Origin of the sequence: Bradyrhizobium sp. th-b2, assembly GCF_000426785.1 — a bacterium.
GTDB classification, from domain to species: Bacteria; Pseudomonadota; Alphaproteobacteria; order Rhizobiales; family Xanthobacteraceae; genus Bradyrhizobium; species Bradyrhizobium septentrionale.
The window spans coordinates 60,180-75,781 of record NZ_AUGA01000006.1; the positions used below are offsets into that span (position 1 = coordinate 60,180).

Below are 15,602 nucleotides of genomic sequence, written 5' to 3' on the forward strand. Positions count from 1 at the left end.
CACTATCGCGCGTCAGCTTCATCACTGCGCCAAATAGTCGAATTTTCGATTTGAATTGGACGACCACCCCCTGCGCGTCATCAATCAATGATGGAACATCCGGCTCCCGAAAGGCCGGGCAGGGAGGTTTGGCATGGCGCGATCCGCCGACATCGACATCAACGCGGGCGCACGCCTCGACAGGCTGCCGATCTGTGGATTCCACTGGCGCATCCTGGCGCTGATCGGCGCCGGCATGTTCCTCGACGCCTTCGACATCTATCTGGCCGGCGGCGTGCTGGGGACCGTGCTCAAGGAAGGCTGGTCCACTCTCGAGCTCAACGCCGCCTTCGTCTCCGCGACCTTCGTTGGCATGACGATCGGTGCCTGGTTCTCCGGCATCCTCGGCGACCGCTTCGGTCGGCGCTTCTCCTACCAGATGAACCTCGCGATCTTTGGCCTGGCGTCGATCGCGGCGGCTTTCGCGCCCAGCATGACCGTCCTGATCGGCCTGCGCTTTATCATCGGCATTGGCCTCGGCGCGGAGATCGTGGTCGGCTACGCGACCTTGACCGAGTTTGTGCCGGCCGCCTCGCGCGGACGCTGGATCGGGCTCTTGGCCGTGATCACCAACTTCTCGCTGTTCGCGTCGTCGATGATCGGCCTGTGGGTGATCCCGACGCTTGGATGGCGCTACATGTTCGCGCTCGTCGGCGTCCTCGCGATGATCGTCTGGGTCCTGCGCAAGTCGATGCCGGAATCGCCACGCTGGCTCGCCGCCAACGGCCGCGCCGATGAAGCCGAGAAAATTCTCGCGGCAATCGAGGCGGAGGCCGCGCGCAAGGGCGCGCTGGCTCCGGTCGCCGCCGGCGCGACGGAGCAGCAGCCTCCCGGCCCGGTGTGGCGCCTGTTCCAGCCGCCATATCTCAGCCGCACGCTGCTCGGTAGCCTGTTGCACATCGTCGTCGGCTTCAGCCTCTATGGGTTCATCGGCTGGCTTCCGACCTTCATGATCAAGGGCGGCCACAGCGTGGTCTCCTCGCTGGGTTACACCACGGTGATGGCCCTGGGCGGGCCGGTCGGATCGCTGATCGGCCTCGTGCTGGCGGACCGGCTCGGGCGCCGGCTGTCGATCGTCTGCTCGTCGATTGCGGCAGCGGCGCTCGGTATCGCCTATCCCACCATGCCGGACGGCGTTGCGCTCGCAGGCGTCGGCTTCCTGCTCGTCACCGCGATCTACGTCATGCTGGCGACCGGGTTTGCGATGCACGTCCCGGAACTGTTCCCGACCCGCTACCGGCTGCGCGGCACGGCGATCTGCGCCACGTCCGGACGCATCGCGACCGCGCTGGTTCAATACGTCGTGGTCGCGATCTTCGCCTGGCAAGGCTTGACCGGCGTGCTGACGACGTTGGCCGGCATCCTCGTCTTCCAGGCCGTGGTCTTCCTCATGTTCGGTTTCGAAACCAAGGGACGATCGCTGGAGGATGCGTCAGCGATCGTGGACGCTGACGCAGGAAGTGAGCGGTCGATCGCGCGTAGACCAGCGGACATCGGCGCCTAACCTAGATCGGAGCAGGCCGCCCTGAGCCGGTCGCGGAGCCAGCCATTCGCATTGCTCTGGTCGTATCTGCGATGCCAGTACAACATCCAGTCGAAGGGCGCGGACTCGAACGGCAGGTCCTCCATCCGCAGCTCATCGTCCATCAGCACGGCGGCGAGGTGCCGCGGCATCACCGCGAGCAGGTCAGTCTTCTTCAGAACGTGGGGCACGACGAGCCAATGCGGTACGTTCAGGGCGATGCGTCTTCGATGGCCGCGTTCGGCGAGCACATCGTCGACGAACCGCAGATCAGTCGGACTCATCGAAACCTTCATGTGCTCCTGCGCGATGAAGCGCTCGAAGGTCAACCGCCCGCGCTTGATCTCGTGACCGCGCCGCATCAGACAGACCATACGGTCGCGCAGCAGCGTCTCCGAGCGGATCGATGCGGAGTGCTCGAGACCCATGCTGACCGCGACGTCGATCTCGTCGCGCTCGAGCGCATCGATCGTCAGGGAGGGCGACAGATGGATCGTGTTGTAGGAGATCCGCCCGTCCGCCGGCCGCGCCGCGGCGAGTCTCGGCAGCAGCAGGCACGCGAGAATATCCGACATCCTGATCGTGAAGGTGCGTTCGGTCCGGTTTGGGTCGAAGCCGGCATCGCTCGCCATCACGCGCTCGACCTGGCGCAGGACCTGGCGCAGCGGCTCCGCCAATTCGGTCGCGCGCGGCGTGGGCTGCATCCCGGTCGTCGTCCGCACCAGAAGTTCGTCCGCGAACATCGCGCGCAACCGGTTGAGCGCGTTGCTCATCGCCGGTTGACTGAGGCCGACACGATCGGCGGCCTTGGTGACGTGACGCTCGGTCAGCAGCGCGTCCAGTGCGACGAGCAAGTTGAGGTCGATGGATCGAAGGTTCATCCGCCATTCATATCGTGAATAGTGAGAGATCACAAATCCATTTCATCCATGGTGATCCCGCGGAGTATCAGTGGGTCTGAACCAAGGAGGCACCCATGAGCTTTGAGACAATCAAGCGCGACGTGAAGATCTGCATGTTTGATCAGTACGGCACGGTGGTCGACATGCAGGGCGGCCTGACCAGGATCGCGGCGCCGTTCCTTGCGAAGAAGGGCTGGAAGGGCGATCCGGATTCCTTCGTCACGTGGTGGCGCCGCACGCATTTCGAGAATTCGATGATCGATGCGCTGCTGCATCGCGAGCACACGCCCTATCGCGAGATCGGGCACCGCGCGGTGTCCCACGTGATGGACCGCGCCGGGATCGACCACACGATGGACGATGTGTGCTACCTCGTCGGTGAGATCGAGAAGCTGGTGCCGTTTCCGGAGGTGCCGGAAGCGCTCGCGCGGCTGCAAGCCAAATACAAACTGGTGGTGCTTTCGAACGGCGATCCCGACATGCTCGAAACCGCAAAGCAATATCACAAGGTCCCGTTCGACCGCGTGATCTCGGTGACCGAAGCCAATTCGTTCAAGCCGCATGTCGCGACCTACACCAAGGCGGCCGAGATCATGGGCGTGAAGCCCGAGCAAGTGCTGTTCGTCGCCAATCATGCCTTCGACTGCATCGGCGCCAAGTCCGCCGGCATGCGGACGGCCTTCATCGACCGGCGCAGCCGCCCGTTCGGCATCACCCCGCACCAGCCCGACATCCTGGTGCCGACGATGAAGGACCTCGCCGATGCGATCGTCTGATCGCGAGCCGCTGTCGGGCATCAGGGTCCTCGACCTCTGCCGGGTGGTCTCCGGCCCCTTTGCCACGATGCAGCTCGGCGATCTCGGCGCCGACATCGTCAAGGTCGAGGATCCCAGGCAAGGCGACGAAAGCCGTCGCTACGGGCCGCCCTTCATCGGCGGCGAGAGCGCATACTTCCTATCAGTGAACCGCAACAAGCGAAGTTGCGCCATCGATCTGAAGTCGCCGGCGGGCTGCGACGCGGTGCTCGAACTTGCCTCCGTGGCGGACGTCGTCATCGAGAACTTCCGCCCGGGTACGCTCGACAAATGGGGTCTCGGCTTCGACGCGCTGCGCGCTCGCAAGGGCGACATCATCCTGTGCAGCATCTCGGGGTTCGGCCGCACCGGTGCCGACGCCGGACGTCCCGGCTACGATTTGATTCTCCAGGGCGAATCCGGTGTCATGGACATCACCGGCGATCCGGACGGACCGCCGACCAAGGTCGGCACCTCGATCGCCGATCTCGTCACCGGCCTGTACGCCTCGCAGTCGGTGCTGGCGGCCCTGATGCGGAAGAGCCGCACTGGCGAGGGCGGGCGGGTCGACGTCTCGATGCTAGACGCCATGGCGTCGCTGCTGACGTTCAACGCCGGCATGTACTTCGCCTCGGGAGAAAGTCCGAAGCGCAGGGGCAATGTCCATCCGACCATCAGCCCGTACGAGCCGTTCGAGACCAGCGATGGCTGGATCAATGTCGGGGTCGCCAACGACAAGTTCTGGATGGCCTTTTGCGACGTCATCGGCCGTCCGGACCTCATCGAAGACATCAGCTTCGCAACCGCCCCGAAACGCGCGGCGAGCCGAAACGAGCTCGTCGCGATCCTCTCACCGATCTTCGCCAGCAAGACCCGCCGATTGGCTGCAGTCACTCGGCGCAGCGGGCATTCCCTGCGGCGCGATCAAGTCGGTCGGCGAAGTCTGCGAGACGCCGCAACTCACGCAGCGGGGAATGGTCCAGACCGTCAGCCATCCGGCCGCGGGGGACGTGAGGTTCATCGCCAGGCCGACCCGGTTCGGCGATGAACGGCCCGCGCCTTCCACGCCTCCACCCATGCTTGGCGAACACACTCGTGAGGTGCTTGCGGAATGGGTCGGCTGGACCGACGATCGGCTTGAGAGATTCGCGGCCGAAGGTGCGTTCGGAGAGTTTGGACGGAACTTCGTGCGATCGCCCAAGAGAGCGTCGTCATGAGAGCATCGCCATGAGAGATATCGCCGAGCAGATGTTGCGTCGCGCCGTCGAGGATGAGCGGCAGGAATTCGGGTCGTTCTTCCTGTCCCGCTTGTTCGGACTTGATATCACCTACCAGGGCGAGACGTGCATCGTGTCCTTCGACGTCGAGAGGCCGCTGTTCAACCCGCAAGGGACGCTGCATGGCGGGGTTCTCGCGACGGCGCTCGACATTTCGATGGGGCATCTCGTCAACCACGTCGCGGGTCCCGGCACCACGCTCGAGATGAAGGTGCAGTATCTCGGCGCTGTCCGCGAAGGGCGCGTGACCTGCCATGCGAGCTTTCTGAAGAAGGGCCGGAAGACCTTCTTCCTGCAGTCCCAGGCCTCCAACGCGGCCGGCGAGCCGATCGCGCATGCCACATCGACCTGGCAGCTGCTGAGCCGAAGCTGACGGGCCGCGGCTGGATGCTTATACTATTGAAATGGCGATATAATTATCGCGCTGACGATGCAGTTGCGGCGCTGCGCCGACCGCGAAGTTTTGTCCGGCGCTGATGTGAAATCATGCAATCTCCTGCTAGATTTGCCGCAAACCAGTCAGCTTCGCGGGTCCAACCCCTTCTGGAGACAAGTGGAGCGTGGGACGGGACGCATGGGTCACCATCCGCGTTCGCTCATTGTTGAAGGGCCATTCGCAACCGATGTCTGATCGCCAGCCCATCGTCAGCGATCCCGCGACCATCCGCGCACGCGCCATGGAAACGCTGTTTGAGCGCCTGGATGATCTCTGCGAAGGCGCCATCGCGATCGATCGCGACGGGCGCGTCGTTTACGTCAATGAAAAATATCTTCACTCGCTTCGCCTTGGACACGTCTCCGAGGCGATCGGACGCCCCATCGAGGAGATCATCCCGAACAGCCTGATGCGCCGCGTGGCCGACACCGGCGAGCCGATCCTGCTGGATATCATGGAACTCGGTGGCGAGCAGCTTGTGGTGACGCGCATGCCGATCGAGGACGAGAACAGGAACGTCATCGGCGCGATCGGCTTCGTGCTGTCGGACCGTCTCGACAATTTGAAGCCGCTGATCGCGCGGATGGGCCAACTCGAAAGCGACCTCAGGCTGGCGAAACGGCAATTGTCGCAACCGCGCAGCGCGCGGTTTACCTTCGATGATTATGTCGGCAAGACGGAGCGCATCGGGCGCGCCAAGGACCTCGCCCGCCGGGCGGCGCGCCAGAATGTGACGGTTCTGCTGACCGGAGAAACCGGAACCGGCAAGGAGCTGCTGGCGCAGGCCATCCACAACGCTTCGGCGCGCGCCGAAAGACCCTTCGTCAGCGTCAATGTCGCCGCTGTCCCGGATACGCTGATCGAGTCCGAGTTCTTCGGGACAGTGCCGGGGGCCTATACCGGCGCCGACCGCAAAGGTCGGGACGGCAAGTTCAGGAGCGCCGATAGCGGCACGCTGTTCCTCGATGAAATCGGTGAAATGCCGCTGCAACTGCAGAGCAAGCTGCTGCGCGTGTTGCAGGAGCGGGAAATCGAGCCGGTTGGCTCCGACAAGGTCACGAAAGTCGACGTCCGCGTCATCGCTGCGACCAACGTCGACCTGCAGAAGCGCGTCAACGAAGGCACCTTCCGCGCCGACCTGTTCTACCGCCTCAACGTGCTCACGATCGCGCTGCCGCCGTTGCGCGATTGCGCCGGTGATCTTCCGGACATCTGCGCAAGGCTTTTGGACGACATCGTCCGCTCCGGCGATTACCTCAACGCCAAGATCACGCCGTCGGGCCTCGCCGCGCTCGCCTGCTATGACTGGCCTGGAAACGTCCGTGAGCTGCGCAACGTGCTGGAGCGCGCCCTCATTCTCAGCGACTCGGGCCGCCTCGCCGGCGATGACTTCGCCCGTATCCTGTCAGTTGGCGCCGAGGAGAGGGGCGCCGCGCCGCAGGCGGCGGGCGCAGTCGTCCCTTATGCCCAGGCCGAGGCTGCATTTGAGAAGCGGACGCTTGAAGGCGCGCTTGCGGCCGCCAACGGGCAGATTGCGGAAGCGGCCCGGATGCTGCGCATCTCGCGCGCGACGTTCTACAAGAAGCTCGCCAAGTTCGGGCTGGCCGCATCGGACTCCTCGCCTGTCTGACGATCGAGACTGAAACTGTCGCGAGTCTCGGAAAGTTGACAGGCAACTCACAGCCCCGACCAACCGGCTGCCGGCCGAATTGCCGGAATTTCAAGCATTTTGCATCATCGCGAGGCAACTGGCCTGGAGCTTGCTCTGCTCGCGGGATGACGCATCTCGAATGCGCAAGAAGAGTCCGAAAAGAACAACACCCCGGGAGAGAAACAGATGAGCTTTCTGGTCGCACTGGCCGCGCTCGTTTTCCTGATGTTCGTCGCCTATCGCGGCTTCAGCGTCATCCTGTTCGCGCCGGTCGCCGCGATGGGTGCGGTGCTGCTGACCGATCCCGGCGCGGTGCCGGCCGCCTTCACCGGTCTCTTCATGGACAAGATGGTCGGCTTCGCGAATCTGTATTTCCCGGTGTTCCTGCTGGGCGCAGTGTTCGGCAAGGTGATCGAGCTCTCCGGCTTCTCCAAATCGATCGTGGCGGCGGTGATCGGTCTCGTCGGCAGCCAGCGTGCGATGCTGGCGATCGTGCTGGTCTGCGCGGTGCTCACCTATGGCGGGGTCTCCCTGTTCGTCGTGGTGTTCGCCGCCTATCCGTTCGCCGCCGAGATGTTCCGGGCCGGCAATATTCCAAAGCGTCTGATTCCCGGCACGATCGCGCTCGGCGCCTTTTCGTTCACGATGGATTCGCTGCCGTTCAGCCCGCAGATCCAGAACATCATTCCGACCACCTATTTCAAGACCACCAACGGCGCCGCGCCGATCCTCGGCACGATCGGTGCGATCTTCATCTTCGTGTTCGGCTTGCTCTATCTTGAATGGCGTCGACGCCAGGCGGTGGCTGCCGGCGAGGGCTATGGTGAGGGGCACAGCAACGAGCCGCCACCGGTCGATACCACCGAACTGGCGCCGGCGGCGGTCGCCTTTCTGCCGCTGATCGTGGTGTTCGTGGTCAACCTGCTGCTCGGGGGCTTTCCCGGCGTGTTCGGCGGCCTGATCGAGCGTGTCTATGGCACGAGCTACGATCTGACGCTCGCGCTCGACCATTCGATTGCCACGCCGATCGCCAGCATCAAGGCGATTTGGGCAGTGGAGGGCGCACTGATCGCGGGCATTCTCACCGTGTTCGCATTCGCGTTTCCAAAATTGAAAAAGACCTTCGCCGAGGGCAGCAAGGCCGCGGTCGGCGGTGCGCTGCTGGCGGCGATGAACACCGCGTCCGAATATGGCTTCGGCGGCGTGATCGCGGCGCTTCCCGGCTTCATCGTCATCAAGGATGCGCTGAAGACGATCCCAAATCCGCTCGTCAACGAAGCCATCACCGTCACCTCGCTTGCCGGCATCACCGGCTCGGCCTCGGGTGGCATGTCGATTGCGCTCGCCGCCATGGCAAAGGATTTCATCGCCATGGCGGAGGCGGCGCACATCCCGCCCGAGGTGCTTCACCGCGTCGCGTCGATGGCGAGCGGCGGCATGGACACCCTGCCGCACAACGGCGCCGTCATTACCCTGCTTGCGGTGACCGGGCTGACGCACCAGCAGTCCTACAAGGATATCTTTGCGGTGACCTGCCTGAAGACGCTGGCGGTGTTCTTCGTGATCGCGGTCTATTACGTCACCGGGTTGGTCTAGAGCCCGTTCCGATTGAATTCGGAACGGGGCTCCAGGATCTAACGATAATCGGGAGGAATGACGTGAGCCAGCATCCGGCCCTGTCCTATCTGCGCACGACGGAGAAGGGCAAGATCGTCATGGCCGCCGAAGCGGTGCGCTTGATCCGCGATGGCGACACGGTCGCGACCGGCGGCTTTGTCGGCATCGGCTTTGCCGAAGAGATCGCCCTCGCGCTGGAGGAGCTCTATCTCGCCAACGAAACCGACGCTCCCTACGCGCAGGGCAAGCCTCGCAATCTCACGCTGGTCTATGCGGCGGGACAGGGAGACGGCAAGCACCGCGGCCTCAACCATTTCGCACACGAGGGCCTGGTCAGGCGCGTGATCGGCGGCCACTGGGGGCTTGCGCCCAAATTACAGCAGCTCGCGATCGCAAATCAGATCGAGGCCTATAATCTGCCGCAGGGCGTCATCACACATCTGTTCCGCGACATCGCGGCGCGTCGCCCCGGCCATATCTCGCGCGTCGGCATCGGCACCTTCGTCGATCCGCGCCAGGGCGGCGGCAAGCTCAACGCCCGCACCATCGAGGAGCTGGTCGAACTGGTCACGCTCGGCGGCGAGGAGTGCCTGTTCTACAAGACGTTTCCCATCGACGTCGGGATTATCCGTGCCACCACCGGCGACGCCGACGGAAATCTCACGATGGAGAAGGAAGCGTTGACGCTGGAAGCGCTGGCGATCGCCATGGCGGCGCATAATTCCGGCGGCATTGTCATCGCTCAGGTCGAGCGCGTCGCAGAAAGCGGCAGCCTCAATCCGCGCCAAGTGAAAATCCCCGGTGTCCTCGTCGACTGCGTCGTGGTGGCAAAACCGGAAAACCACTGGCAGACCTTCGGCACGCATTACAACCCGGCCTATAGCGGCGAGATCAGGCTGCACGCCGGCTCGCTGCCGCCGATGCCGATGAGCGAGCGCAAGATCATCGCGCGCCGGGCGGCGTTCGAGCTCAAGGCCAACAGTGTCGTCAATCTCGGCATCGGCATGCCCGAAGGCATCGCCTCGGTTGCCAACGAGGAGCGGGTGATCGACCTGATCACGCTGACGGCCGAGCCCGGCGTGATCGGCGGCGTGCCGGCGAGCGGGATCGATTTCGGTGCCGCCGTCAACACGCAGGCAGTGATCGACCAGCCCTATCAGTTCGATTTCTACGATGGCGGCGGCCTCGACGCTGCGTTCCTCGGCCTCGCCCAGGTCGATCGCGCCGGCGATCTCAATGTCAGCAAATTTGGTCCCAAGCTCGCCGGTGCCGGCGGCTTCATCAACATCAGCCAGAACGCCAAGAAGGTGATTTTCGTCGGCACGTTCGGCGCGGGCCGCCAGCGCATTGGCGTAACCGACGGCAGGCTGGTGATTGCCGAAGAAGCCAAAGCCCGCAAATTCGTCGAGGCAGTCGAGCATGTGACCTTCAGCGGTGCCTTCGCCGCCAAACGCGGGCAGACCGTGCACTACGTCACCGAGCGCTGCGTGCTCGCGCTAACCGAAGGCGGCCTCGAGCTGATCGAGGTGGCGCCCGGCATCGATATCGAGCGCGACATCCTCCGCTTGATGGATTTCAGGCCGCTGATTCCGCGCGATCCGCCGCTGATGGACGCGCGGATCTTCCGCGACGGCCCGATGGATTTGCGCAGCGATCTGCTGACGATTCCGCTCGACCGGCGCTTCACCCTGGATCAGCAGCAGAACCTGTTCTTCGTCAACCTGGAACGCTTCGCGCTGCGCAGCCGGAGCGACATCGATGCGATCGCGCACGCCGTCGAAGCCAGGCTCGGCGGCCTCGATCGCCGCGTCTATGCGATCGTCAATTACGACAACTTCTCGATCGTTCCCGAATTGCTCGACGAATATTCGGCGATGGTGCAGGTCTTGACCGACCGTTTTTATTCGGGCGTCTCCCGTTACACCACGTCGGGCTTCCTGCGCATCAAGCTCGGCGAAGCGCTGGAAAGGCGCGGCGTCGCCGCGCACATCTTTGAAAGCGCGGAAGACGCGCGCTCGGATTGGCGCAATGTCGAAGCTGGCGGCACTCCGCAGCCGGACCGAAACGGGCGCGCGGCGGTATAGGCCAGCAAACCTCGGCAGCGAGATCAACCCGGCGCCGGACGCCCGGAATTCGCATCGCCGGAAGGGGCCGCGCCCCCGGAAGCTCGCCGCCGGGCAGGTCGCGTGCGCTAAAAATGTAGAGCCATCCTACAGCTTTATTCCTTCCATCGACTTTCTCAACTCATCGGCCGACCGTTTGGCGAGAGCGGCGCCCTGCACGCTGACCCACGTCTCGGGCCATGCCTTCTTAATTCTCGAGATCGTGTGCCCGCCGAGTTTCGGGGGCGGGACCGAGCCGCTGCTGTCGATCACTAACGTACCCACGAAAACGTCATCGTTGCTGTGTGCGCAATTCGAGAGGCCGATGCAGTGGACGAGCTCGTGCACCAGGATGTGGAGACGCATGGCCTGCCCAGCGTCAACCCTGCCGACTTTCGGAGTTGCGGGCACCCGCAGCTTCACTGAATCCATCGAAGGGCCGCTGCGGGAGTCGATGATGGTCTGCACGGCGCTGCCGTGGAGGCCGGAACCCGGATAGGTCTCGGCAACGATCGGGCTGCCAGCCGCCCTGTCAGCCTTCTTAAAGGCGAGATAGACGCCATTCTGCTTGAGAAGGTCGTTAATCGTCGTGATCGCTGTATCGAGATCATTCACCCAGACACTCGGGGTGAAACTCGCCCCGGGGAATACCTTTAGCTCGCCGGTGCGCCGGACCCGATCGGGCCAAGGAGTGATCTCCGGTTCCGTACACGCCACGACGAGGCTCCTGCAAAAAATCGGGAACTGCCTAGGTCTATGTCTCGCCGTTGTTCGACACGGTTCAAACCGGTGGCGCGGTACACCGCCCAGCGGCGCCGCAATTTGGTGAGTTCGCGCGACGGGAAACTGTGTCGCACTCGCAACGTGGCATGAGTTCCGGCTGTGGATAAGCATCTCTGGACTCCACGGCATTGCGAATCCGCCGTCAAATGCTGCCGGACCTTCGGCGGCGTTTTCATTTCCAAGACGTTCATTTGAGATGAGGTCCAAGAGGCCGCTGTCCAGCGCCAGCGGCCTCTTCATTAACATACATTGATTGCAATCAGATCGTCCGACGCCAGGCAGCGTCAATCGTACTGCATTAAGTCATGGAGACAAAAATGATTGAAGGACTCAAACCTTACGTGGCATTCGGAGTCGATCCGGCCGGCGTCGCACGCGCAACGTACGAACTTCGTTGCAGCAACGACGAAGAGGCGAGGCGGCAAGCCGAGGATTATCTCGACGCGCACGAGTTCATCGAGTTGTGGATTGACTACAAACGGATCGCTCGTCTGAAGCGCAGCAGGTCTCGGGGCTCCAGCCAATAAATTCCGACTGTCATTGCATCAACTCGAACAATTCGAGGACATCTGCCAAGCATACGCTGTGATAGATTTCGCTTCAGCACAAGCTTTGGAGTCAATGGCCTAGCGGTCTTCAGCGCCCCCGTGGTTTTTACGGGCTGAGCATTAACGCTGTTAGCACCGCATGGGAGCCTAGCCCTTGTCAGGAAACGGCTAGGCCGCTTAATTCGTGCGATTGCACTACGTTAATTATTTTGCAGAGTTGCTCTTAATGAAAGCCATCGAGCAAATCGTCGCCGGCTTCGTGTCGTTGAAGGATCGTCAGGCGCTGGAGAAGCTCAAACATCATCGGCGGCAGCTGTTGGATGATGTTCAAACGCACGGGGTCGGACCGTCTGTCGTGAGCGATATCCTCCGCGGGGAAGTCGAGATCATCGAAGCAGCATTGGCGCGCTTCGACGAGAATCGAGCATTGTCATGAGCGAAAACCGCGAGGAGATCGAGACCTTGAGGTTAATCAGAGCGTTCTCGAAAGTTAGAGATCCCCAAAGACGAAAGCTCATCATTGAATTCACCGAGACCGCGGTGCCTGAGGTTGGCACTGTTGCAGAAGGCAATCCGAGCGATCTCAAGCCTGGCGGTGAGCGGCTTCGTTGATGGGCCTCGACGCATATCCAATGTAGCCGTAGCCCATTTACGTCATACACGCTGTGCCAATGGGCCTGGTCCAAATGGATTACATGGCCGCACCGTAGCCCGCGGCGTCCGAGGCATCGGTGCGCTGTATGAGAAAAATATGATCTCTTCAGCGTATCACCGAGTAGTGATTGCTGGCTTGGCAGGGGCCTGCGTGGGGCAATGGTAGTAGCGCGCCGCAGCAAGTGCGAATCTTGGTAGACCAAATTCGGGAAAGCCGTAACGTCACAAGTGGAGGCTGGCCGCTCAGCCTCCTAGCCCCGGCAGCCCCAGCTCACCCCCTGAGTTGGGGCTCGCCGCGTCCTTCAGACCCGCACCTCAAGGCGCAGGCCGAGGACCCCGTTCTGAGTTGATCAAGATGGATGGCGTCGAGTACAGCCTGATAGGTTTAGCGCTGCTATCCTTCATCACCGGCGTGGGCGCTCTTCTGTTCGGATGAAGTGATCGGCGAACCCTTTATCGGTCGCCCGTTCCACATCCGTGGCTTATCGCTCTCCGAGCCACCATGCCGACGGCGGGTTCCCGAACGATCGGTATTCAGCGTCGTTAATGCTAATTGCGATCAGACAAATTGCGGGTTGCCTTACGAAGGCAAGTTCTGCAAGAAAATCCGCAAGGGACGAACGCTACACGTCCCTAGAACTTCAGCACCAGCGCTTTCGGCGCTGGTGTTTTTTCGCGCGAACGGGTCATTCCCGGCTCGCTCCCACGCCTGCGCGGGTCCAGCGGTATCAAATTCCGAACGAGTGCCTCATCTGAGCCGCCATGCGCTGGACGGCGTAGGTGTACTTGCCTTGGGCGAACTGCTGATCCGCTATGTAAAGAGCCACAAGAACGGCTATCGCCAACAACAATCCTTTCACCGAAATCCCCCACGCGGCGGTTAAGAAATGCAGATGGCTTCGAGGCTACACACTTCAATGCAAATGGCATGGCTCAAATAGGCTACGCCAGAGAAGACCGATTGGAACTCGACCGCAGCTGATGACGTTGAGTCGGGTCGTGTTGGAGTACATTGCGATGACCAATCACCGAACCGCTCTGATCATATTTGCAGTCGCGCTCGCGATTGCGCTTATCGCAGCGATTTTTGCGACGTTCGAGAACGTCAATACGCGCGTGGCCAGCAATGAGGTGCCACCGGGTACGACCGGGTTGGCTCGGCCACATCCGCCGTTTGATCTGGCGCCCGGCGCACCAATACGGATGCCACAACAGAGGTAGGACAGGAGTCGCCCGGGCGGCGAGCACCGCCCGGCTCATCCGGGTGCGGGTTGAGCCGATCATCATTGTTGTGACAGCCGGCACAGCCTCCGCTCGTCGCCGCGCGAGGGCGCGGCGGACATCTGCGCGACGATACGAAAGTATGGGGGTGCCGTAGAGCGAATGTAGGGGGCAGAAAACAGCACGATCGGCGCTATAGCGTGCGCAAGTCGCGCGCAGCGCGCGCATCATTCTCACGACAGGGGAGGAGAGCTTGATACGCCTGCTATTGCTGCTGCCGTTCATCGGGTTGATGATCGTGCCCTTCTACAACATCAAAGAGCCGATGCTGTTCGGTTTCCCGTTTTTCTATTGGTATCAGCTTGCCTGGGTGCCGCTGACCTCGCTCCTCACCTGGATCGTCTACAGGAGCGTGCGCAATGTTGAATGATGTCGACAGCGCGGCGCTCGCCGTTTTCATCGCCTTGTTCGTGCTCGTCACCGGCATGGGCTTCGTCGCCTCGCGCTGGCGCAAGCCGGAGACGCTCGCCCATCTCGACGAATGGGGCCTCGGTGGCCGCAAGTTCGGGACCTGGATCACCTGGTTCCTGGTCGGTGGCGATTTCTACACCGCTTATACAGTGATCGCTGTTCCGGCGCTGGTCTATGCGGTCGGAGCCTACGGCTTCTTTGCCTTGCCCTACACCATCATCGTCTATCCCTTCGTGTTCGCGGTGATGCCGGTGTTGTGGAAGGTCGCGAAAGACAAGGGTTACGTGACCGCCGGCGACGTGGTGCGTGGCCGCTACAACTCGCGCAGCCTCGAGCTTGCCGTGGCCGCCACCGGCGTGCTGGCGACGATGCCCTACATCGCGCTGCAGCTGATCGGCATGGAGGTCGCGATCAAGGCGCTCGGCCTGCACGGCGAGATTCCGCTCGTGCTCGCCTTCCTGGTGCTCGCGCTCTACACCTATTCGTCGGGCCTGCGCGCACCGGCGCTGATCGCCTTCGTCAAGGACATCATGATCTATATCGTGGTGATCGCCGCAATCGCGATCGTGCCGTCGAAGCTCGGCGGCTATGGCGAGATCTTCACCGCGGCGGACGCTGCCTTCAAGGCCAAAGGCTCCGGCGGCATCCTGCTGGCACCGGCTCAGGTGGTCCCCTATGCTTCGCTGGCGCTGGGTTCGGCGCTGGCGGCCTTCATGTATCCGCACACGCTGACCGGCATTTTCGCGTCATCGGGAGGCAACACCATTCGCAAGAACGCGGTGCTGCTGCCGGCCTACACGCTATTGCTCGGCCTGCTGGCGCTGCTCGGCTATATGGGCCACGCGGCCGGACTGAAGCTCGCCAGCAACAATGACGTCGTGCCGGCGTTGTTCAAGATCCTGTTCCCGGGCTGGTTCGCGGGCTTTGCCTTCTCCGCGATCGCGATCGGCGCGCTGGTGCCGGCGGCGGTGATGAGCATCGGCGCCGCTAATTTGTTCACGCGCAATTTCTGGAAGGTCTGGATCAACCCGGCCGTCACGCCGGCGGGCGAGGCCAAGGTCGCCAAGATCACCTCGATGCTGGTGAAGGTCGGCGCGCTGCTCGCGATCCTGTTGATGCCGACGCAGTTCGCGCTCGACCTGCAGCTGCTCGGCGGCCTCTGGATCCTGCAGACCTTGCCGGCGCTGGTGTTCGGGCTCTACCTGAACTGGTTCTCGAGCACGTCGCTGCTGGTCGGCTGGGCGGTCGGTCTGGTCGGTGGTTCGCTGATCGCCTGGTCGGACGGTCTGAAGCCGCTGCACAGCATCGACTTCGGCGCGGGCAAGGTTGCCATCTACACCGGCCTCATCGCCCTCGCGGCCAATGTGGTGGTGGCGGTTGTGGTCAACCTGGCGCTCAAGGGGCTGTCGCAGCCGCGCCCGGCCAGCGAAGCGGCCTAAGGCCGACGGCTCGATTGGCGGCCGGGTCCCGAATCCGGCCGTCGATGCCCTCGGTTTTGTCTTGACGCGTTTTGTTCACGCCAACCGGTGTCCACTTCGCTGGAAAACGCTCTAGTATCGGCGGCCCGCGACCTGTCGCGGGCCGA

The 15,602-nt window shown here is 62.7% G+C and carries 13 protein-coding genes and 1 pseudogene; 12 read left to right on the forward strand and 2 right to left on the reverse strand.

All coding sequences use genetic code 11. The annotated features are described in order from the left end of the window. The first annotated feature begins 133 nt into the window (after window positions 1-133). Window positions 134-1,543, forward strand: coding sequence for an MFS transporter (locus K359_RS0111340; RefSeq protein ID WP_029079453.1), 1,410 nt, complete (start codon window positions 134-136; stop codon window positions 1,541-1,543). On the opposite strand, the gene K359_RS0111345 is transcribed toward K359_RS0111340, so the two are convergent. Further along, entirely contained in the window at window positions 1,540-2,442 is a 903-nt protein-coding gene (locus tag K359_RS0111345) for a LysR family transcriptional regulator (RefSeq protein ID WP_029079454.1), read from the reverse strand. The two genes, K359_RS0111340 and K359_RS0111345, sit on opposite strands and share 4 nt — an antisense overlap. Before the next feature lie 95 nt (window positions 2,443-2,537). Here K359_RS0111345 and K359_RS0111350 point away from each other — a divergent pair, with 95 nt between their 5' ends. From K359_RS0111350 to K359_RS0111375, 6 genes and pseudogenes are all read left to right on the forward strand, one after another. Then, on the forward strand, window positions 2,538-3,239 hold the full coding sequence (locus tag K359_RS0111350; RefSeq protein WP_029079455.1) for a haloacid dehalogenase type II: 702 nt from the start codon (window positions 2,538-2,540) through the stop codon (window positions 3,237-3,239). Window positions 3,240-3,306: 67 nt separating this feature from the next. Continuing rightward, window positions 3,307-4,474 (forward strand): annotated as a pseudogene (locus K359_RS51700) (CaiB/BaiF CoA transferase family protein). 10 nt (window positions 4,475-4,484) lie between these two features. Further along, window positions 4,485-4,907, forward strand: a complete 423-nt coding sequence (locus K359_RS0111360; RefSeq protein ID WP_029079456.1) for a PaaI family thioesterase — start codon at window positions 4,485-4,487, stop codon at window positions 4,905-4,907. Window positions 4,908-5,157: 250 nt separating this feature from the next. Then, complete coding sequence (locus tag K359_RS0111365; RefSeq protein ID WP_051346092.1) at window positions 5,158-6,600, forward strand: sigma-54-dependent Fis family transcriptional regulator; 1,443 nt, start codon at window positions 5,158-5,160, stop codon at window positions 6,598-6,600. 207 nt (window positions 6,601-6,807) lie between these two features. Next, window positions 6,808-8,217, forward strand: coding sequence for a GntP family permease (locus tag K359_RS0111370; protein ID WP_029079458.1), 1,410 nt, complete (start codon window positions 6,808-6,810; stop codon window positions 8,215-8,217). Between the two features lie 62 nt (window positions 8,218-8,279). Then, window positions 8,280-10,322 (forward strand): acyl CoA:acetate/3-ketoacid CoA transferase, encoded by a 2,043-nt coding sequence (locus K359_RS0111375; RefSeq protein WP_029079459.1) that lies wholly within the window; start codon window positions 8,280-8,282, stop codon window positions 10,320-10,322. Between the two features lie 126 nt (window positions 10,323-10,448). Here the strand turns inward: K359_RS0111375 and K359_RS0111380 are convergent, their stop codons facing one another. Then, entirely contained in the window at window positions 10,449-10,955 is a 507-nt protein-coding gene (locus K359_RS0111380; protein WP_156928451.1) for a hypothetical protein, read from the reverse strand. Between the two features lie 485 nt (window positions 10,956-11,440). Between K359_RS0111380 and K359_RS0111385 the strand changes: the two genes are divergently transcribed. The 5 genes from K359_RS0111385 to mctP all read left to right on the forward strand — a co-directional run bounded on the left by K359_RS0111385 (window position 11,441) and on the right by mctP (window position 15,456). Continuing rightward, window positions 11,441-11,650, forward strand: coding sequence for a hypothetical protein (locus K359_RS0111385; protein WP_029079461.1), 210 nt, complete (start codon window positions 11,441-11,443; stop codon window positions 11,648-11,650). Window positions 11,651-11,897: 247 nt separating this feature from the next. Beyond that, window positions 11,898-12,107 carry a hypothetical protein gene (locus K359_RS0111390; RefSeq protein ID WP_029079462.1) on the forward strand — a complete coding sequence of 70 codons (210 nt, stop codon included), beginning with the start codon at window positions 11,898-11,900 and terminating at the stop codon, window positions 12,105-12,107. After that, window positions 12,104-12,283 carry a hypothetical protein gene (locus K359_RS0111395; protein WP_029079463.1) on the forward strand — a complete coding sequence of 60 codons (180 nt, stop codon included), beginning with the start codon at window positions 12,104-12,106 and terminating at the stop codon, window positions 12,281-12,283. The genes K359_RS0111390 and K359_RS0111395 overlap by 4 nt, the downstream gene beginning before the upstream one ends. Window positions 12,284-13,799: 1,516 nt before the next feature. Continuing rightward, entirely contained in the window at window positions 13,800-13,976 is a 177-nt protein-coding gene (locus tag K359_RS58735; protein ID WP_029079464.1) for a DUF3311 domain-containing protein, read from the forward strand. Next, window positions 13,966-15,456, forward strand: a complete 1,491-nt coding sequence (mctP, locus tag K359_RS0111415; RefSeq protein WP_029079465.1) for a monocarboxylate uptake permease MctP — start codon at window positions 13,966-13,968, stop codon at window positions 15,454-15,456. The genes K359_RS58735 and mctP overlap by 11 nt, the downstream gene beginning before the upstream one ends. Window positions 15,457-15,602 lie beyond the last annotated feature (146 nt).